The sequence below is a fragment of the Streptomyces tauricus genome (assembly GCF_014650955.1).
Lineage (GTDB): Bacteria > Actinomycetota > Actinomycetes > Streptomycetales > Streptomycetaceae > Streptomyces > Streptomyces tauricus.
Genome location: NZ_BMVY01000011.1, coordinates 91,699 through 110,150, shown reverse-complemented (window position 1 = coordinate 110,150; position 18,452 = coordinate 91,699). Strand labels below are relative to the sequence as shown.

15 protein-coding genes are annotated in these 18,452 nt (G+C 73.7%); 13 read left to right on the top strand and 2 right to left on the bottom strand.

From position 1 onward, the window contains the following. Positions 1-228: 228 nt before the first annotated feature. Entirely contained in the window at positions 229-1,449 is a 1,221-nt protein-coding gene (locus tag IE278_RS19145) for an ATP-grasp domain-containing protein (protein WP_189773873.1), read from the bottom strand. A gap of 614 nt (positions 1,450-2,063) precedes the next feature. Between IE278_RS19145 and epsC the strand changes: the two genes are divergently transcribed. The 13 genes from epsC (at position 2,064) to IE278_RS19080 (ending at position 17,326) form a co-directional block, all read left to right on the top strand. Continuing rightward, positions 2,064-2,633 carry a serine O-acetyltransferase EpsC gene (gene epsC / locus IE278_RS19140; protein WP_189774127.1) on the top strand — a complete coding sequence of 190 codons (570 nt, stop codon included), beginning with the start codon at positions 2,064-2,066 and terminating at the stop codon, positions 2,631-2,633. A 172-nt stretch (positions 2,634-2,805) separates the two neighbouring features. Further along, on the top strand, positions 2,806-3,783 hold the full coding sequence (locus IE278_RS19135) for a PLP-dependent cysteine synthase family protein (RefSeq protein ID WP_189773871.1): 978 nt from the start codon (positions 2,806-2,808) through the stop codon (positions 3,781-3,783). Then, entirely contained in the window at positions 3,780-4,247 is a 468-nt protein-coding gene (locus IE278_RS19130; protein WP_189773869.1) for a cupin domain-containing protein, read from the top strand. The genes IE278_RS19135 and IE278_RS19130 overlap by 4 nt, the downstream gene beginning before the upstream one ends. Positions 4,248-4,315: 68 nt before the next feature. Next, on the top strand, positions 4,316-5,344 hold the full coding sequence (locus IE278_RS19125; RefSeq protein ID WP_189773867.1) for a DMT family transporter: 1,029 nt from the start codon (positions 4,316-4,318) through the stop codon (positions 5,342-5,344). Between the two features lie 649 nt (positions 5,345-5,993). Further along, positions 5,994-6,845: a cupin domain-containing protein gene (locus IE278_RS19120; protein ID WP_189773865.1), complete on the top strand. Its 852-nt coding sequence runs from the start codon at positions 5,994-5,996 to the stop codon at positions 6,843-6,845. A gap of 7 nt (positions 6,846-6,852) precedes the next feature. Continuing rightward, complete coding sequence (gene asnB / locus IE278_RS19115) at positions 6,853-8,715, top strand: asparagine synthase (glutamine-hydrolyzing) (RefSeq protein WP_189773863.1); 1,863 nt, start codon at positions 6,853-6,855, stop codon at positions 8,713-8,715. Next, entirely contained in the window at positions 8,712-9,746 is a 1,035-nt protein-coding gene (locus IE278_RS19110; RefSeq protein WP_246570395.1) for a PrpF domain-containing protein, read from the top strand. Before asnB ends, IE278_RS19110 begins: the two co-directional genes overlap by 4 nt. Next, a complete protein-coding gene (locus IE278_RS19105) occupies positions 9,725-10,924 on the top strand; it encodes an acyl-CoA dehydrogenase family protein (protein ID WP_189773862.1) in 1,200 nt (399 codons plus the stop codon). The genes IE278_RS19110 and IE278_RS19105 overlap by 22 nt, the downstream gene beginning before the upstream one ends. 29 nt (positions 10,925-10,953) lie before the next feature. After that, a complete protein-coding gene (locus IE278_RS19100; RefSeq protein ID WP_189774125.1) occupies positions 10,954-12,363 on the top strand; it encodes a dihydroorotase in 1,410 nt (469 codons plus the stop codon). Continuing rightward, positions 12,360-12,935, top strand: a complete 576-nt coding sequence (locus IE278_RS19095) for a flavin reductase family protein (protein ID WP_189773860.1) — start codon at positions 12,360-12,362, stop codon at positions 12,933-12,935. Before IE278_RS19100 ends, IE278_RS19095 begins: the two co-directional genes overlap by 4 nt. A gap of 181 nt (positions 12,936-13,116) precedes the next feature. Continuing rightward, positions 13,117-14,529 (top strand): hypothetical protein, encoded by a 1,413-nt coding sequence (locus IE278_RS19090; RefSeq protein WP_189773858.1) that lies wholly within the window; start codon positions 13,117-13,119, stop codon positions 14,527-14,529. Positions 14,530-14,588: 59 nt separating this feature from the next. Further along, positions 14,589-15,908, top strand: a complete 1,320-nt coding sequence (locus IE278_RS19085) for an AAA family ATPase (RefSeq protein WP_246570394.1) — start codon at positions 14,589-14,591, stop codon at positions 15,906-15,908. Between the two features lie 173 nt (positions 15,909-16,081). Next, a complete protein-coding gene (locus tag IE278_RS19080; RefSeq protein ID WP_189773857.1) occupies positions 16,082-17,326 on the top strand; it encodes a vWA domain-containing protein in 1,245 nt (414 codons plus the stop codon). A gap of 28 nt (positions 17,327-17,354) precedes the next feature. Here IE278_RS19080 and IE278_RS19075 read toward each other — a convergent pair whose 3' ends face one another. Next, positions 17,355-18,416, bottom strand: coding sequence for a Glu/Leu/Phe/Val dehydrogenase dimerization domain-containing protein (locus IE278_RS19075; protein ID WP_189773855.1), 1,062 nt, complete (start codon positions 18,414-18,416; stop codon positions 17,355-17,357). Positions 18,417-18,452: the final 36 nt, after the last annotated feature.

Here is an 18,452-nt window from a genome sequence, read left to right as displayed (position 1 = left end):
TGTCGTCGCGATCTGCGGTGCTGACAGAAAGAAAGGTCGCGTCGGGCGCTCCCGGCCCGTTCCGCTTCCGTTACCGGCCCGTCGGGTGCGGCGGGGAAGCACCCGGGAACCCCGTCGGTACTGCCCGCGCACGCCGACGACGACCGCCCGCACGGCCTGCTGCGGGCCGTGCGGGCGGCGTACGACATACGAGTACGACAGGGGTGTACGACAGCGGCGTACCGGACCTCAGATGTGGTCGGGGCGCCGGCTCACCTCCGCGCGCAGCAGCCGTGCCGCCGCGGTGACCGTCTCCGCCGCCTCCTGCGTGGACTCCGCGCTCAGCAGCACATAGCCGTCCTCGCCGCCGCCGTGGCCGGGGATGTCGTCCCCGGACGCGTACGGGAAGTGGACCCGGTGCACGCCGGGCAGCTCGGACACCGACTCGAGGCCCGACACCGACAACAGCCGTCCCACGGGCAGCCGGTAGGACGCGACGGCGGCGTACCGGTCGGCCGTCGGCACGTTCACGGGTTTCCCGGCCAGCGCCTGGACGAGTTCCGCCTCGGCGCTGAAGCCCGTCGCGAGCTCGATCAGCGAGGCGAGCGGCTCGTCCGGGTAGTCGGCCCGGGAACGCACCACGCGTGGGCCGTCGGCCGTCAGGACGACCACGGTGTAGGCGTAGCCGAACTCGTACCCGGCGAGGTCGAGCAGCTCGGTCGCGATCGCGCGGGCCTCCGCCTCGTCCCGTTCCCCCAGGGGCGCGGGGAAGAGATGGCTGCTGGGATGCCAGGCGCCGTGCAGTGCCACGACGCCCACGACCCGGTGCATCCCGTCGACGGTGAGCGTCACGACCCCGTACTCCGGGCCCTCCAGATACTGCTCCACGAGATAGGAACGCTCACCCGCCGGCTCGCTGCGACAGGCCGCGCTCTGCGCGGAGGGCGGCAGGGTGCGTACGGTGACCGGCGCGCCGATCTCCTCGACCGCGGCGGGCAGTTCCTGGGCCGTACGGGCCTGTGCGGCGGGCACGTACGAGTGCCTGCTGCCGTTGAGCAGGGCCCTCATGGCCGCGGGCTCGCCCAGCAGTCGGGCCGCGTCGACCGGGTTGGGGGTCACGTCCAGGCGGGCCGCGGTCTTCGCGACGGCGGGCAGGGCCGCCGTGCCCGCGAAGGCGAGCAGCCGCTGCGTCCCGTGGACGCGGACCGCGGCCTCGATGGCCTCGGTCAGCGCGGTCTCGTCCGTGAGGTCGACGAGATCCACCGGTGTCCCGGGGGGAACGCCGTCGTCCGGACAGTCCGCGGAAGCCGGCGAGTCCGGGGGAAGAGAGGCGTCCGCGAGCACCCGTACGGCAAAACCCGCCGCGACGGCCTCGCGGACGAGGCGGGTCGAAGGACAGAGCAGCAGCAGGCGCTGCGGGGCACTGTCCGGGGGGTGAGGCTCTCGGTAGCGGTCGGCCGTCGCGCTCATGGCTGGCTCCTCGTCTCCTCGACGGCGGGCGGGATCCGGCGGCTGTCGCGCTCGCCCGTGTCCCGCGTGCCCCGGACAACTGACGGCCGGGCACCTGATGGCCGGTCAACTGGTGGTTCGTACATGTGTGGATGCTTCCTTGATACATGGCGGCGCCGGACCGACTGTTCCGGTCATACCCACGCGTTTCCGCGCGGAGTGGCGCTCGACGGGAGTGTCCCGCCGCCCGTTCCCGGATCCCTCCCCGTACGTTCCCGGCCGGGCCCGCGAGCCGCTCCCGCGCGCCGGTGGACGGGGGGAACGGGGCGGGAAGGGAGCGGGAACGGGCTGGGGCACGGTCTTCTCGGGACCTCGACCACAGGTGCGGCCGTCGGGCTCCCCCCTCCTCACCGGGAGCGGAACGTCCCCCGCGTACCGTCCCGGACCCGTCCACGGCCGCCTCTTCCTCACCGACTGGAGCCCCCTTGAGCGCCACCGACAAGGAACCCGCTGACAAGGAGCCCGCCTCTGTCCTGCCCTTCCGGCGGACCGACGCGGCCGGCACCCGGGCCGCCGTGCCGACGGCCACCCCTCCCTCCCTCCCCGGTACCGGTCCGCTGCGCCTGGCACGGGTGATGCGGGAGGACCTGCGTGTCGTCGTCGAGCGCGACCCCTCCGTCCGCGGCCGTCTCGAAGCCGCGCTGCACCCCGCGCTGACCGCCCTGTGGACGCACCGGATCGCGCACCGGCTGCACACGGGCGGACACCGGATGACGGCACGGCTGCTGGCCCGCTGGGCCCGCCGGCTGACCGCCGTCGAGATCCACCCCGGAGCGGTACTGGGCCGCCGGGTGTTCATCGACCACGGAGCCGCGGTCGTCATCGGTGAGACGTGCACGGTCGGCGACGACGTGACGATCTACCACCAGGTGACGCTCGGCGCGGTCGGCTGGTGGAGCGACAACAACAGGCCGCAGGGCGATCGCCGGCATCCGGTCGTGGGCCGCAACGTCATCCTCGGCACCAACGCCACCGTGCTCGGCCCGGTGACCGTCGGCGACGACGCGATCATCGGCGCGCAGGCCCTCGTCAACAAGGACGTGCCGGAAGGGGCGCGGATGCTGGCCGCCACCGCTTCCGGGCGCAGGCCGGGACGGCCGTCCGAGGACACCATCGCGAGCATCGCCTCGGCCGGTTCCTGGTAGCGGGTCCTCCGCCGCCCGCTCCCCCGTCGCCCGCCCCTCCGCCTTCCGCGCCACCGGGCCGCCTCCCTCGGGTCCGTCTCCCACCGGTCCGTCCCCCACCGGTCCTTCCGCCCGCGGGCCGGTCTTCCCGCCCCTTCCGCCCGCAGGCCCAGATCTGACAAGGAATCACACAATGCGCACCCTCGCACCGCACACCTCCCGACCGTCCCTGGTCCGGCCGGCCGTCGCCGACGGCATCGACGACCTGGTGGGCGCCACACCGCTGGTCCGGCTGAGGCTCGAAGGCCTGGCGCCGGGCGCCGAGATACTGGCCAAGCTGGAGGCCGCCAACCCGATGTCCAGCAGTAAGGACCGGGCGGCCCTGTACATGCTCAGGGCGGCCGAGGCGCGCGGTGACCTGGCGCCGGGCGGCACGATCGTCGAGGCCACCTCGGGCAACACCGGTATCTCGCTCGCCGCCCTGGCCGCGGCCCGCGGCTACCGCTGCGTCATCGTGCTGCCCGACAACGCGACGACCGAGCGGGTGCGGCTGCTGGCGGCGCTGGGCGCCGAGGTCGTCCAGACCCCCGCCGACCGGGGCTACCCGGGAGCGATCGAGAAGGCCGAGGAGATCCACGCGTTCACCCCGGGCTCCTGGTTCCCCTGCCAGCACGAGAACACGGACAACGTCGAGGCCCACTACGCCACCACCGGTCCCGAGATCACCGCCGCGCTCACCGCGACCGGCCGCCGCGTCGACACCCTCGTCTGCGCGGTGGGCACCGGCGGAACCCTCACCGGGATCGCCCGTCATCTGCGGGAGCACGACTCCGGGGTACGGATCGTCGCGGTCGAGCCGCAGGGGTCCCCGCTGCTGTCGGGCGGACAGGCCGGGCGGCACCGCATCCCCGGCCTCAACGGCGGTTTCATCGCCCCGACGACCGACGTCTCCCTGATCGACGAGGTGATCGCCGTCAGCGACGCCGACGCGCTGCACACCGCCCGTCGACTCGCCGCCGGGCAGGGCCTGTTCGTCGGGGTCTCCTCCGGTGCGGCCGTGCACGCCGCGCAGTCGGTGGCCGCCCGCCCCGAGTACCGGGACAAGACCGTCGTCACCGTCCTGCCGGACACCGGCGAGCGGTACCTGAGCATGTGGGAGGACCCGTCATGACGCTGCTGGTCTCGACGCTGAAGAGGTTCGGCGACGCCGTCAAGGTCCGGATCGGGGAGACGACCACCACCCGGTACATCGCGCTCGCCGAGACCACCGACGGCCGCCTCGGCCTCTTCCACCACCACATGCTGCCGGGCGCCGCCGGAGCGGCCCCGCACTACCACACCCGTATCTCGGAGTCCTTCTACGTCATCTCGGGCGAGGTCACCGTCCACGACGGCACGGGGTGGCACAAGGCCCACGCCGGCGACTTCCTGCACGTGCCGGAGCACGCCGTGCACGGCTTCCGCAACGACAGCGACGCACCGGCGGAGATGCTGATCATCTTCACGCCGGCGGAGAACCGCGAGGCCTACTTCACGGGTCTGGCGGAGCTGCTGGCCAACGGCAACACGCCGTCCCGGGCCGAGATGGTCGCGCTCATGGAGAAGTACGACCAGTTCGAGATCGACGAGCCCTGACCTCCCACCTCCGTCCCTGTTCCTCCGCTCCCGTCCCGCTCGGCAACCCTCACCTCAGGAGTCATCACATGCATCCCGTCAACTGGGCCCGATTCGGCCTGCTCGCCGCCCTGTGGGGGTGCAGCTTCGCCTTCATCAAGGTGTCGCTGGACGCCTTCGCCCCGCTCCAACTCGCCTTCGGGCGGCTCCTCGTGGGCGCCCTCGTCGTCGGTCTGATCCTCGCCGTGAGCAAGGGCTCCTTCCCGCAGCGCAAGGTCTGGGGGCACATCGCCGTCGCCTCGGTGTTCGGCAACGTCGTGCCGTTCACCCTCTTCGCCGTCGGCGAGCAGCACACCACCGCGACCATCGCCGGGGTCATCCAGGGCGCCACGCCGCTGGTCACCCTCGGGCTCGCCGCCGTGGCCATCCGCACGGAGAAGCCCACGGCGCGCAAGGTGACCGGGCTCGTCATCGGCTTCGTCGGACTGATCGTCGTGGTCGGACCGTGGCGGACCCACGGCTTCGGCTCCATCGGCGGCCAACTGGCGTGTGTCGGGGCGGCCGTCAGCTACGCGATCAGCTTCGTCTACCTGCGTCGCTTCATCTCCCCGTACAAGATCCCGGCGCTCGCCGTGACCGCGGCGCAGCTCACCTCCGCCATGGTCATCACCGGTCTGATCACCACGTTCAGCATCGGCTGGGACCTGCCGGGCGAGCTGACGGCCGGTCCGCTGCTGTCCCTCCTGGTCCTCGGCGGCGCCTCCACCGGTATCGCCTTCGTCCTGATGAACCGGCTCATCGCGGACGCGGGTCCGACCACGGCCTCCGGCGTCAACTACCTGGTCCCGGTGTTCTCCGTGATCGTCGGTGCGGCGGCCCTCGGCGAGTCCGTCACCTGGAACGTGCCGGTGGGCGGCGCGGTGGTCATCGCGGCGCTGGCTCTCGCGGAGGGCCGGCTGCCGCTGCCGGCGCGCCGCGCCACGGAGGCGCCGGCCGCCGCCGCGGTACCGCCCGCGCCGGTCCCGCCCGCTCCCGACCCGACGGACCGGGCCGACCCGATCGACCGGACCGAGCGGGCCGACCGGGCCCAGCCCGTGGTCGCCCGGGAGGTCTGCTGAGCCGGCCTGTCCCGGCCTGTTCGGGCCCACCCGGACCGGTCGCGGCCTCTCCAGGCGACTCCGCGCACAGCAGCACGCCGCACGGCGCGCCCCCTGCTCAGGGGGCGCGCCGTGCGGCGTTCGCGTGGGGCCGGCTGCCGGCTGCCCGCGTGTCCCGGCCCCGAGGTCCGGGGCCTCGGGCCCGGGGCCCGGGGCCCGGGTACGTGAGGGCGAGCCGCGCAGTTCCCCGCGCCCCTCAAGGCAAAAAGACTGCGCCGTTCCCCGCGCCCCTTGCGGGGCGCAGCCCCGAGGGGCGCGGGGAACCGCGCGACCGGCCCCACCGGCCCCGCGGCCGAGAACGCGCACCTCCCTGTGCCCGCAGCGCGGCGCGCACCACCCCGCGCGCACCACCCGGCGCCCGTCGCCCCGCGCGCCCCGCCCGGTTCCCGCGTGCGCTCCCCCCTCCGGGAGCGACGTGGGACACGACCGGGAACCCGCCGCGCGAGTCTGCGTGAGGCAGAGAGAAGGAGCCACAGCAGCCCCTCCGGCCACTGCGACCCCATCCGCACACCTCTCCCGCCTCCCCCATCTCCCCTCCCCCAACTCCCCCACCGCGTCAGCGGGTCGGCGCCACCGCGCCGGCCCTCGTACACAGGAAGCAGCCACCGGCATGCCCCCATCCACCGCATCCGCCTCCGCACCCGTGTCCTCTCCGGGCGTCACCGCCCTCGGTGATGCCCGGATCATCACCGCGGCCGAGTTCGAGTTCCGCCCCGTCGCGGGCGCCGGCTCCGGCGCGCGCACCACGGTCGCCACGCCCGTCAGTCCGGCCGCGGGCGCCACCCACGTCACCCTGCACGTCGTCCGGATAGCCGCCGGCGAGTCGTTCACCCCCGAGCACAGCGCAGCCGAGGAGAACACCGTCGTGGTCTTCTCGGGCACCGGCACCGCGTCCGTCGGCGACCTCGACGCGCCCGTCGAGCGCGGATCCGCCGCCTACGCGCCCACCGGTCGCGCCCTCACCCTGACGGCGGACGGCAGGGGGCTGACCGCGTACGTGTGGCGCACCCCCCTCGCGGGCGCCCCCGTCGGCAGCGACCCGAACCTGCACTCCTCCCTCTGGGACGACACCACCCAGCTGCGCGGCTTCGGCGGCACCGGGCAGGTCGACGCCGCAGAGCGCCGGGCCACCATGAACTTCGTCTTCTGGCCCGGCAACGGCAGCAGCCGTCTGTGCCTGCACTGCGGTATCCAGCAACCGGGCGAGACCTTCAACGTCCATCTGCACCCCGACAGCGACGAGGCGTTCATCGCCTTCGAGGGCGTCGGCCAGATGTATCTGCGCGACCGCTGGATCGACGTGAGCGCGGGCGACGTCCTGTACGCGTCCCCCGGAGTGCTGCACGGCGCCCGCAACCCGCACACCGGTCCCACCGCCCGCCGCTTCGTGACGTGCGGCGGACCCAGCCCCTTCGACCCGGCGCTCTACTCCGCCGCCGGCTACTCCTCACAGGTCAGGTGAACGCAGCGTGTGCCGCATATACGGAACCTTCAACGTCCAGTCCGACGAGGCCGAACTGCGCCGCGTCGCCGATCTGATGCACCACGGCGGCCCCGACGCCCAGGGGGTCGCGCACCGGCCCGACTGGGCCCTCGGCAACAACCGTCTGTCGATCATGGACCCGGAGGGGGGCGCCCAGCCCTACCACCTCGGTCGCGTCACCGTGGTCTTCAACGGTGAGATCTACAACCACCACGAGCTGCGTTCGCGCCTGGCCGGCCTCGGCTTCCACTTCGACGACCTGTGCGACGGCTCGATCCTGCCCGCGCTGTACATCACCTACGGGGACCGGTTCGCCGAGCACCTGGACGGTATGTACTCGGTGGCGGTCATGGACCTGCGGGAGACCCCCCGCATGGTGCTGGCCACCGACGACTCGGGCATGAAGCCGCTCTACTACCACTGGGACCGTGCCGCGGGCCGCTTCCACTTCGCCTCCGAACTGCCCGCGCTGCTGGGCTTCGCCGGGGTGAGGGCCGAGGAGGACGAGGCGGGTCTCGACGCCTACCTGACCTCCAAGACGCCGTTCGGCAACCGGACCATGTTCCGCGGGGTGCAGGTGTTCCCGCCGGCCGCCACCGTCGTCCTCACCCACCGGGACGGACTGCGGATCAAGCAGCGTCCGATGGCCCACGAGCAGGGCCTGCGCCCCGACAAGGACCGCACCCTGGAGGAGGCGGGCGACCAGCTGCGCGCCCTGCTGTCCGAGGAGGTGTCCCGCCTCCTGATCGCGGACGCGCCCGTCGCGGCCGTCACCTCCGGCGGCCTCGACTCCAGCCTCGTCACCGCGCTCGCGGCCCGGGCGTTGCGTGACGGCGGCGGCACCGGCAGCCTGCACACCTTCAACATCGCCTACACCGGCACCTGGCCCAGCGACGAACGCGCCTACGCCGCCGAGGTGGCCCGCGCCGCCGGCACCACCCACCACCAGGTCGAGGTCGATCCCGCCACCTTCCCCGACCTCATGACCGACGTCGTACGCCACCTGGGGCAGCCCAACGCCGACCCCATCACCCTGTCCACGTTCTCCCTCTTCCGCGCGGTCCGTGACGCCGGCTTCAAGGTCGCCCTCACCGGCGACGCGGCCGACGAACTGTTCAGCGGCTACTCCCGGATGACCCAGGCGGTCGCGGCGCACCACGGTTCGAGCTGGATCGACGGCTACCTCGACCACCTCGCCGCCGTCCCGCGGGCGCTGCGCCAGAGCCTGTACACCGACGAGTACGCCTTCGCGGTGAACGCCGTGGGCCCCGCCCTGCCGTCCGGCATCCGGCGGATCCTGCACAGCAGCCCCGGCACCCGGCTGCAGCGCATCGGCGCGGTCGAGCAGCGCTACCGGCTGCCCGCCTACCACCTGCGGCGCGTCGACCATCTGTCGATGGCCAGCTCGGTCGAGGTGCGGCTGCCGTTCACCCAGCCGTCCGTCGTGCGCTTCGCCTCCACCCTCACCGACGAGCAGCGGCTCGTACCTGGCCTCGGGGTGAAGCGGGCCCTGTACCAGGCCGCGCAGGGGCTGATCCCGCGCAGTGTGCTGGAACGGCCCAAGCAGCCCTTCACGCTCCCCGTCACCGCGATGCTCACACCCGGCCAGCGGCTGTGGACCCTCGCCCGTGACGTCCTGTCCCCGCACACCCTGCGCGCCGACGGCCGGATCCGCCCCGAGCGGGTCGACGCCCTCTTCGACGAGCAGGCCACCCGCCCCAGCGACACCGTCTCCCTGGCCCTGTGGTCCCTGATGTCGCACCAGCTGTGGCGCCAGGAGTTCTTCGCCACGGCCGGCACCCCGATCACCCTCCACACTCCGGTACGCGTTCTCCAGGAGGCGGCGTGACTGTCAGCCTCGCCCGAGCGCACGGCACCCCGTGCCCGACGGCCGTCATGGACGCGCGCACCCTGCCCGACTCGGAACCCGAACTCCTGGCCCGGCTCACCGAGTTACGGACGGCCCTCGCCGACCAGGGAGCCTCCGACGTCCTGAAGAACGCCCTCGTCCAGCCCTCCCGGCATCCCCTGTTCGACCTGGACTACCGCTTCGTCCAGTCGATGCCGGACCGTCTCGACAGCTTCGACCTGCGCGGCTCCTGCGGCCACTCCATCCTGGCGGCGGTCGAGGCGGCGGCCCGTACCGGCATGATCCAGCCCCTCGTGGCGGGCTGCCGGGTCCGGGTCAACGTCCTCAACAACGGGGACAACGTGGTGTGCGAGGCGGAGGAGACCGACGACGGCGGCACCCGTTTCACCGCCCACTTCCTCTGCTCGCCGCCACGGCCGGTGAACGAGCTGCTGATCACCGGTGAGCCCGTCACCGGCATCCCCTTCGAGGGGCGTACGGTCCCCGTCTCGCTGGTCTCCATGGGCAATCCGTACCTCTTCGTGCACGCCGCCGAGCTCGGCGCCCACACGGTCGAGGACCTCTTCGCCGACGACCTCGTCCTGTTCGACCGGATGAAGAGGCTGCGTCTCGCGGTCTGCCGGGCCCAGGGCTGGGACACCACCGGTGCCTTCCCCAAGGTGGCGGCACTGCTCCCCGACGGTCCGGGCGCCCTCGCGGTCCGCGCCATCTCCGTACCGTCCTGGCACCCGACGGTGGCACTGACCGGCGCCACCTGCCTCGCCGCGGGCGCCGCCGTGGAGGGCACGATCCCCTACCTGCTGTCCGGTGTCTCGGAGCAGCCGGACAACGACATGCTCTCCCTGCGCACACCGGGTGCCACGGTCCGCGCCTCGGCCCGTATCGCGGGCGGCCCCGGCGACCGCCGGCTCGCCTGGATCTCCGTCGCGGAGAAGCAGGTCGACTACCGCGGCCTCTTCCTGCCCGCCCCCACCTCCGAGGAGTTGTCATGGCTTCCGCTGACAGCCTGACCGTGCCCGAAGCCCCGGCGCTGACCGACGTGCCGCTCCCCGCGCCGGCCACCGGGCTGCCCGCCGGCCCGTCCACCGGGCTGACCCCGGCGATACGTGAGCGTCTCGCCGCCGCCGCCCGCGACGCCGACGTGAGCGGCGAACCCGACCGGCCGGCGCTGGCCCTGCTGCGCGAGAGCGGACTGCTCGGGCTCGCCCTGCCGTACGAGTACGGCGGCACCGGCGCCGACGCGCACGGCCTCAACTCGGCGGTCGCGCAGGTCGCGCAGGTCAACGCCTCCGCCTCGATCATGCTGTTCCAGCACTACGCGGTCAGCAGGCGCATCCTCGAACACGGCAGTCCCGCCCTGCGGCGCCGGCTGCTGCCCCAACTCGCCCGCGGTGACTGGCTCGCCGCCTCCGCCTGGAGCGAGACGGGTGCGGGCGCGAACAAGAAGCACCTGTCCACCGTCGCCCGCCGCACCCCCGACGGAGGCTGGGTCCTGGACGGCGCCAAGTCCTTCACGACCAGCGCCGGTCTGGCCGACATCTACCTGGTGCTCGCCCAGACCGAGGAGCCCGCGCCGGACGCCGCCCCGGACACCGGCTACGGCTCCGCCGGCCAGACCTTCTTCCTCGTACCGGCGGACGCGCCCGGTCTGGAACCCGACACCTCGCTGCGGCTGACCGGCATGCGCGGTTCGGCGACCGGTTTCGTCTCCGTGCGCGACTGCCACGTACCCGACACCGCGCGGCTCGGCCCGATCGGCGCCGCCGCCTCGATCATCGCCGGGGTCCGGGACAGCGGTGCCACGCTCGGTGCCGTGTCCGTCGGCCTGGCCGAGGCGGCCCTCGATCTCGCCCACCGGCATGCCGAGCGGCGGGGTCTGCTGGCCCAACAGGCCGTCCGGCACCGGCTGGTGGAGATCGCGGGCGAGGTCGAGGCCGCCCGCGCGATCGTCGAGCGGGCCGGCCGGCGGACCGCCGACGACCCGGGGATCGCCACGCTCCACTCCAAGCTCGTCGCCTCCTCGGCCGCCGAGCGTGTCATCAACGCCGTCGAGCGGATGCTCGGCTCGGCCGGCTATGTCGCCTCGAACGAGATCAACCGCTACGGACGCGACGCACGTGCCGTCGCCCTGATGGGACCGACCAACGACCTCTGCAAGGAACTGGTGAGTCTGCCGTGGAACAGTTGAATCCCGAATCCGCCGACCTTCCCGCCCTCTTGTCCGCCGACCTCCGTACCGTCTCGTCGGCCGACCTGCCCGCCGAGCTGGTCGTCGAAGGGGGCCGGCTCGTCACCCCGGACGGTGTCCGCGACGGCACGGTGGTCGTCCGGGACGGGCACATAGCGGCCCTCCTCGCGCCGGGCGAGCCGCTGCCGCCGGGCCCGCGTCTCGACGCCGCCGGCCGTTACGTCCTGCCGGGCCTGATCGACTCCCACGTGCACTTCCGCACACCGGGACTGGAGTACAAGGAGGACTGGGAACACGGCAGCCGGGCCGCCCTCGTCGGCGGGGTGACGACCGTGCTGGACATGCCCAACACCCGTCCGCCGTCGCTGGACGAGTCCAGCATGCTCGCCAAGGCCGCGGTGATCCAGGGCACTTCGTGGATCGACTACCGCTTCCACATGGGCGCCGACCCCGACCACCCGGAGCTGCTGGCCGAACTGGACCCGCGGATCGCCAGCTCGGCGAAGGTGTTCATGGCCGGCCATCACACGGCCCCGGTCGTGTTCCGCGACGGCGAGCAGCTGCGGCGGGCCTTCGCCGCCGCCGCCCGCGGTGGTGTCCGGCTCGTCCTGCACGCGGAGGACCAGCACGTCTTCGACCTGCTCGACGCGAGTGCGGGCGCCCCGGACTCGTACGCCGGGTACGAGCCGCACCGGCCGCGGTCCGGTGGGATCGTCGCCGTCGCCAATGTCGTCCGGTTGGTGCGGGAGTTCGGCACGAAGACGCACATCCTCCATGTGTCGTCGGCCGAGGAGGCCGACCTGCTGTCCGCCGCGGCGGCCGAAGGGCTGCCGCTCACCTACGAGGTGACGGGGCATCACCTCTCGTTCACCCACGACGACACCACCCGGCGCGGTCCACGGACCCGGCTCTCCCCCGCCATCCGCGAGTGCCGTGACCAGAAACGGCTGTGGCAGGCCGTGCTGCGCGGCGAAGTCGTCACCCTGGGCAGTGACCACGCCCCGCACACCGTGGAGGAGAAGAACCGTCCGCCGGCCGACGCGCCGCCCGGTCTGCCCGGCGTCCAGGAGCTGGCCACGGCCGTCTGGACCGGTCTGCGGACCCGGGACATCGCCCCGGACGAGGCAGCCTCGCATCTGGCCCGGCTCATGGGCGAGGGACCCGCCCGGCTCTTCGACCTGCCCGGCAAGGGCCGCCTCGAAGCGGGCGCGGACGCGGACCTGACCCTGCTGAACCCGTCCGACCGCTGGCAGTTCTCCGCGCACGACGTCCAGGCGCTGTGCGGCTGGTCCGCGTACGAGGGCTGGACCTTCACCGGACGCTTCACCACCACGGTGAAGGGCGGCCAGGTCGTGTGGGACATCCGGGACGGCTTCTCCGGCCGCCCCGAGGGCCGCTGGCTGCAGGGCTCGGCCCGGCCTCTGGAGGTGGCCCGATGACGTCGACCCTGCTCGAATCCCAGTCACCGCCCGGCACGTCTGCGCCCAGCACGTCGCAGCCCGGCGCGTCTCAGCCCGTATCGCCGGCTCAGGATCTCGCGGAGGCCTTCCGCGCCGCGATGTCCGCCCTGGCCGCCCCCGTCACCCTGGTCACCTGCTACGACGACCTGGGCAGGCCGCGCGGCCTGACGGCCAGTGCCGTCAGCTCGCTGTCGCTGGCCCCGCCGCTGTTCCTCGTCTGCCTCGACCGCACCTCCCGTACGCACGACACGCTGACCGGCGCCGAGGACTTCGCCGTGCACCTGCTCGGCCCGGGCGAGGAACACCTCGTCAAACGCTTCATGCGGCCGGCCGAGCACCGCTTCGACGGCATACCCCTGGCCGCGGATTCCCACCGGGCCCCCGTCATCAGGGACGCCTCTCTCACCCTGCGCTGTGTCCGCCACGACGTCCTGGAAGGAGGCGACCACACGATCCTCGTGGGACGGGTGACCGCTGTGGGCGGCGAGCCCGCGCACTCGGGCGGCCTGCTCTGGCACCGACGGGGCTTCGCCCACGCGCGACGCCCATGACCCGGACGGGGGCTGCCGACCGCGTCGCGGTCGGCAGCCCCCGTCCGGGATCCGGCACCCTGTGATCGAACAGGTCAGAAAAAGACAGCAGACAGTTCGTCGCCGGTGTGGTTACCATGCGGGCGATGAACACCTTCTCCTTTTCCGGATTGGGGGAATCATTCGCGCAAGGTGAGTGCTGATGGCACCTCACTTCGCGAATGGGATTCCTTCCCACCTGCTGATGTGGCGGCGCGTACGTGAGTACGCCGTGCCACCGTCCATGATCGAGAACGCCACCGCACGGCGTGCGGTCGGCGACTGGGCGGGGGCTTGCGCCGCCGCTCGTGTATACGTCGATCTCGATCTGCGCGCCGTGCGCCGTCGCCACGGCACCCATGTAGTCACCCGGCTCCGGGACGACCTGCGCCGACTGGCGCCGGATCTGCTCCGCTGGCACATGCCCCGGATCGCCCCGGACGGGCGGCTCCGGCCAGGCCTCACGCTCTCGCTGGCCCGTTACGGACCTTCCGGCGGCGCGCCCCTGCATCTCGTGGTGCGGACACCGCCGGCCTGGGCGGACGGCGGGCAGCGCATGTCCCTGGCGCTGTGGGAGGGGTCGGCGAACGGCCTCCCCGCGCACCACCCCCATCCCCATCCCGAACGGCGTTTCCGGCTCGATCTGCACCGGCATCTCTGGGACGCCGGGCGCAGCGGTGAACTGGCGGCGCGCTGCGGGGCAGCGGACACCTCGCCCTGGGCGAAGCGGAGTTGGGCCGCCGAGGCCCAGTCGCTGTTCCGGGCGGAAGGGCTGCCCCGTGGAGCCTTCACCGTGCGGCTCGGGGCGGGCAGGCGCGCCGTACTCGAACTCGTCGCCCCCGACGACAGCCATGTACCGACGGTCCGTTCCCTGCGCGAGGGGGCGCTGCCGCCGCAGGAGGTCGCGGCCCTTCCGGTGCTGCCGGAGGTGGCGGCCCGGGTCCTGCCGGACCTGGAACTGCTGCGGACGGGGCTCCTTCCGCCCGGGCGGCTGCATCCGCTCGTCGCCGCGGCCCTTTCGGGACACGGATCGGCGCCGGTCCGCGGCCCCGTTCCCGAGCCCGGCGATCCGCATCGCGTGGAGTGCCGTGGCGAGACCCACCGGATCGCGCTGCGGGACGGAGTGCTGACCGCGGTCGACCACGACCCCGCCCAACTGCGGCGCGAGGAACTGCTCGTGGCGCTCGGCGGGCCCGCGCTGCCCTGTCTGCGGGCGATCGACACGGTGCACCGGGATCCCGAGGCACTGCCCGCGGTCCGGGAACGGCTCCGCCACGGTGATGTCACCGGGGCACTGGCCGTTGTCGAAGGCCTGCTCGGCCCTGACGCGGTCCTGCGGGACGGGCCGCTCCGCGAGGAGCTGGAGCAGGCCGCGGCCCGCCATGTCGACCACGGGCTCTTCCGCTCGGGACTGGTCGCCGTGCACCCCGCCGCCGGTACGGCGGGGGACGAGGACGGCTCGGGGACGGTACGGGCCAAGGCCGGCCACCGCCCCCGGCTCGACCGTTCCGTCCCGCTTCCGATGCGCAGCAAGCTGACCGGCCGGTCCCGGCCCCGCGCCGGCCTGGCCTCGTGACCGGCGACGTCCTCGCCGAAGCCCCTTTCCTTTCTCCAGACCCCCTCCAGGTGATGCCCATGACGCTCAGCACCCTCCTGCCCACCCCCGTCCCGGCCGACGGCAGCCCCGTACCCGTACCCGCTCGTGGATCCGGAGCGGACGCGGACACCCATCTCGCCGTCGCCGACGGCCTGCTGGCCCTCCTGCGGACGACCACCACCGAGCCGCGCCCCGACGAACAGCTCGAAGCGCTCATGCTGGCCGTGGCGGCGGACCTGCCCGTGCTGCTCTGGGGTGAGCCGGGGATCGGCAAGACCGCGGCGCTGACCCAGCTCGCCGCCTCTCTCGACCTGCCGCTGACGACCGTCATCGCCAGCGTCCATGAACCGTCCGACTTCTCCGGGCTGCCCATCGTGGGCGAGGACCCCGCGGTGCAGGGCGTGCCGATGGCACCGCCGCAGTGGGCCGTGGAACTCGTACGGGCCGGCCGCGGGCTCCTCTTCCTGGACGAACTGTCCACCGCCACCCCGGCCGTGCAGGCCGCCCTGCTCCGGGTCGTCCTGGAGCGGCGGGTCGGCGCGCTGCAACTGCCGCCGGGCGTACGGATCGTGGCCGCCGCCAATCCGCGCGCGTCGGCGGCGGACGGTTGGGAGCTGAGCCCGCCGCTGGCCAACCGGTTCGTGCATCTGTACTGGGTGCACGACCAGGAGGTGGTGGTGCGCGGACTGGGCGGTGTCTGGCCGCGTGCCGAACTGCCCCGGTTGGCGCCGGAGTCGCTGCCGGAGGCGGTGGCGTTCGCCCGGCGCGTGGTCTGCGGCTTCCTGACCGCCCGGCCGACGCTGATCCACCGGCTGCCGAGCACCGAGACACGGCGCGGCGGTGCGTGGCCCTCCCCCCGGAGCTGGGACGCCGCGCTGACCCTGCTGGCCTTCGGTACGGCCGCCTCGGTCTCCCGCGAGGTGCTGGCCCTGCTCGTACGGGGTGCGGTCGGCGACGGGCCCGGACTCGAACTCCTCGCCCATCTGGACCGGATGGACCTGCCGGACCCGGAGACCCTGCTCGCCGACCCGGCCGCCGCCGAGCTGCCGGAGCGGGGTGACCTGCGGCAGGCCGCGCTGGAGGCGGTCGTGGCCGCCGTCGGAGCACGGCCGGAACGGGCACGCTGGGAGGCGGGCTGGGCCGTACTGGTACGGGCGTTGGAGACCGGCACCGCAGACCTGCTGGTCGCCCCGGCGACGGCCCTGGCCGCGCTGCGGCGCGACGACTGGGAGGTGCCAGGGACCATGGACCGGCTGGCCGGAGTGGTGGGTCTCGTCCGGCGGGCGGACCGGTCGGTGGAGCGGGTCGCGGCGGCGGCCGCGGCGGCCGAGCGCGCGGCGGCGGGGACCTGCCGATGACGGACACCCCAAGGGTCCCGAGGACCTCGAAGCCCCCGGCGCCGCACCCACGGTCGCCCGCCCGGCCGCGTCCGCTGCCCCGGCCCGCGCCGCCGCGACCTGTGCGGGCCGCCCCGCCCAGGGCTCCCGGCCGCGTCAGCGGGCCGGCCGACCGGGCCGGACTCCCCCTGGACATGGAGAAGTTGCTGGCCGCCCGGCTGCACGCGGTGAAGGTACGCCCCTACCTCGCCGGTGCGCTCTTCGCCCTGCATGTGGTGGAGGACCGGTCGGTGCCGACGATGGCGGTGGACGCGCACTGGCGCTGCTATGTGTCCCCCGCGTTCGTGGCGCGCCTGCCGGTGGAGGAACTGGCGGGTGTGTGGGTGCACGAGGTCTCCCATCTGCTCCGGGACCACCACGGCCGGGGCGAGCGGTACGCGCGGCGGCAGGAGGAGTTCGGACCGGGCGAGCGAAGCGAGATGGGGGTCCCCCCAGCCGAAGGCTGGGGGAGGCTGCGCCGGAACATCGCCGCGGACTTCGAGATCAACGACGACATCTACGGTGACGGTCTGCCCCGGCCCACCGGAGCGGTGCTTCCGTCACTGCTGGGGCTGCCGGAGGGGCTGCTGATGGAGGAGTACCTGGCGAGGTCGTCGATGCTGGGGGTCTCCTCGGACCTGGCCTGGCTGGACTGCGGCAGCGGCGCCGACGGGCAGCACCGGCCGTGGGAACTGGGGCCCGACGGAGCACACGCGCTGAGCCGGCAGCAGCAGGACGCGGTCCGCTTCCGGGTCGCGGAGGGCATCAAGGGCCGGCCGGGCGAGGCGCCGGAAGGATGGCGCCGGTGGGCGGACGAGGCGTTCCAACCGCCGCAGCCGTGGCGGCAGTTGCTGGGCGCGGCGGTGCGGTCGGCGGCGGGTGCGCCGGGCGCGGGCGAGAACCACAGCTACCGGCGCCCGTCCCGGCGCTCGGCCGGTGTCCCCGGGGTGGTGCTGCCGAGTCTGCGCCGTACGCCGCCCGGTGTCTGCGTCGTCATCGACACCTCCGGGTCCGTGAGCGACGCCGAACTGGGCAGCGCGCTGCTGGAGGTGGCGGCGATCTCACGGGCCGTGGGCGGGCGGCGCGACCTGGTCTCGGTGATCTCCTGCGACGCGGCGGCCGGCGTCGCCGTGCCGCTCTGCCGCGCGGAGAACATCGAGCTGGTCGGCGGCGGGGGCACGGATCTGCGCTCCGGGTTCGCCCGGGCCCTGCGTGCCCGGCCGCGCCCCGACGTGATCGTCGCCCTCACGGACGGCCAGACCCCCTGGCCGTCCGCGCCACCGCCCTGCCGTACGGTCGTCGGTCTCTTCCCCCGTCCGGCCCGCGCCGCGGACGAGGAGGACCCCGACTACGTACCGGACGCTCCGCCTTCCTGGGCGCGGGTCGTCACGATCGGCTGAGGGGCCGGGTGGCGGTCGCCGCTGCCGCTCAAGTGGCCACCGCCGCCGCGGAGCCGGCCGAGGTGAGGCGTCGCTCGGCGATCCGCCGGGCGGCCCGCACCGGGGTGACGCCACTCGTGCGCGCGAGGCCGAGGATGTGGCCGACGGTGTCCCCGATGCCCGCCACCCGCTCCAGGGCGGCCTCGTGCCCGTAGCCCTCCGACTCGCGGCTGAGCGTGTAGGCGACACCTCCGGCGCCGGCCACGTAGTCCGGCACCCAGACGATGCCGCGCTCCGCGAGGGCATCGGCGACCGACTCCTCGGCGAGCTGGTTGTTGGCCGGGCCGACGACCAGCGGCGCGGTGAGCCGGGCAACACTCGCCGCGTCGAACACCCCGCCCACGGCGGCCGGCACGAGAATGTCGGCCGGGGCCGACAGGGCCCGGCCGGGCTCCACCCACCCGTACCCGCTCGCCAGCGCGGCCTCCTTGCGGGAGGGGTCCACGTCCGACACCACGACGTGCGCCCCCTCCGCGGCCAGACCGGCGGCGACCCGGCTGCCGACCGAGCCGAACCCGCTGACGACCACCGTCCTGCCGGCGCAGGAGGCGTCGCCGAAGACATGCCGGGCGCCGGCCCGCAGAGCGGCCAGGACACCGGTGGCGGTGGGGCCGCCGGAGTCCCCGGTGCCGCCGTGCTCCTCGGGCGCGCAGTACGCGTACGGCGAGAAGCGGCGCAGGACCACCATGTCCGCGGGGCCGGTGCCGATGTCGGGACCGGTGCGGTAGGAACCGTCGAAGGAGGCGACCAGTTCGCCCAGGTCCTCCAGTGCGGACTCCCGCAGCTCCGGGGTGAGTTCGGTGTCCCTGTCCAGGGCGATCACGCTCTTGCCGCCCCCGAAGTCCAGTCCGGCCACCGCCGACTTGTACGTCATCGCCTCCGACAGGCGCAGCGCGTCGGTCAGTCCGTCCTGCCAGGTGTCGTAGCGGCGCATCCTGCAGCCGCCGGCCGCCGGCCCCAGCACGCGGGAGTGGATGGCGACGATCAGCGACAGGCCGGAGCGCTGTCCGCGGCGGACGACGACCTCTTCATGTGCGAATGCTTGACTCATGGCGCCGAAGCTAGGCTGATGCGCGGACCACCGGGA

Excerpts from the sequence above, each read along its gene's own strand:
- IE278_RS19145 (WP_189773873.1), bottom strand. The coding sequence starts at position 1,449 with ATGAGCGCGACGGCCGACCGCTACCGAGAGCCTCACCCCCCGGACAGT.
- epsC (WP_189774127.1), top strand. The coding sequence starts at position 2,064 with ATGCGGGAGGACCTGCGTGTCGTCGTCGAGCGCGACCCCTCCGTCCGC.
- IE278_RS19135 (WP_189773871.1), top strand. The coding sequence starts at position 2,806 with ATGCGCACCCTCGCACCGCACACCTCCCGACCGTCCCTGGTCCGGCCG.
- IE278_RS19130 (WP_189773869.1), top strand. The coding sequence starts at position 3,780 with ATGACGCTGCTGGTCTCGACGCTGAAGAGGTTCGGCGACGCCGTCAAG.
- IE278_RS19125 (WP_189773867.1), top strand. The coding sequence starts at position 4,316 with ATGCATCCCGTCAACTGGGCCCGATTCGGCCTGCTCGCCGCCCTGTGG.
- IE278_RS19120 (WP_189773865.1), top strand. The coding sequence starts at position 5,994 with ATGCCCCCATCCACCGCATCCGCCTCCGCACCCGTGTCCTCTCCGGGC.
- IE278_RS19105 (WP_189773862.1), top strand. The coding sequence starts at position 9,725 with ATGGCTTCCGCTGACAGCCTGACCGTGCCCGAAGCCCCGGCGCTGACC.
- IE278_RS19095 (WP_189773860.1), top strand. The coding sequence starts at position 12,360 with ATGACGTCGACCCTGCTCGAATCCCAGTCACCGCCCGGCACGTCTGCG.
- IE278_RS19090 (WP_189773858.1), top strand. The coding sequence starts at position 13,117 with ATGGCACCTCACTTCGCGAATGGGATTCCTTCCCACCTGCTGATGTGG.
- IE278_RS19085 (WP_246570394.1), top strand. The coding sequence starts at position 14,589 with ATGACGCTCAGCACCCTCCTGCCCACCCCCGTCCCGGCCGACGGCAGC.
- IE278_RS19080 (WP_189773857.1), top strand. The coding sequence starts at position 16,082 with ATGGAGAAGTTGCTGGCCGCCCGGCTGCACGCGGTGAAGGTACGCCCC.
- IE278_RS19075 (WP_189773855.1), bottom strand. The coding sequence starts at position 18,416 with ATGAGTCAAGCATTCGCACATGAAGAGGTCGTCGTCCGCCGCGGACAG.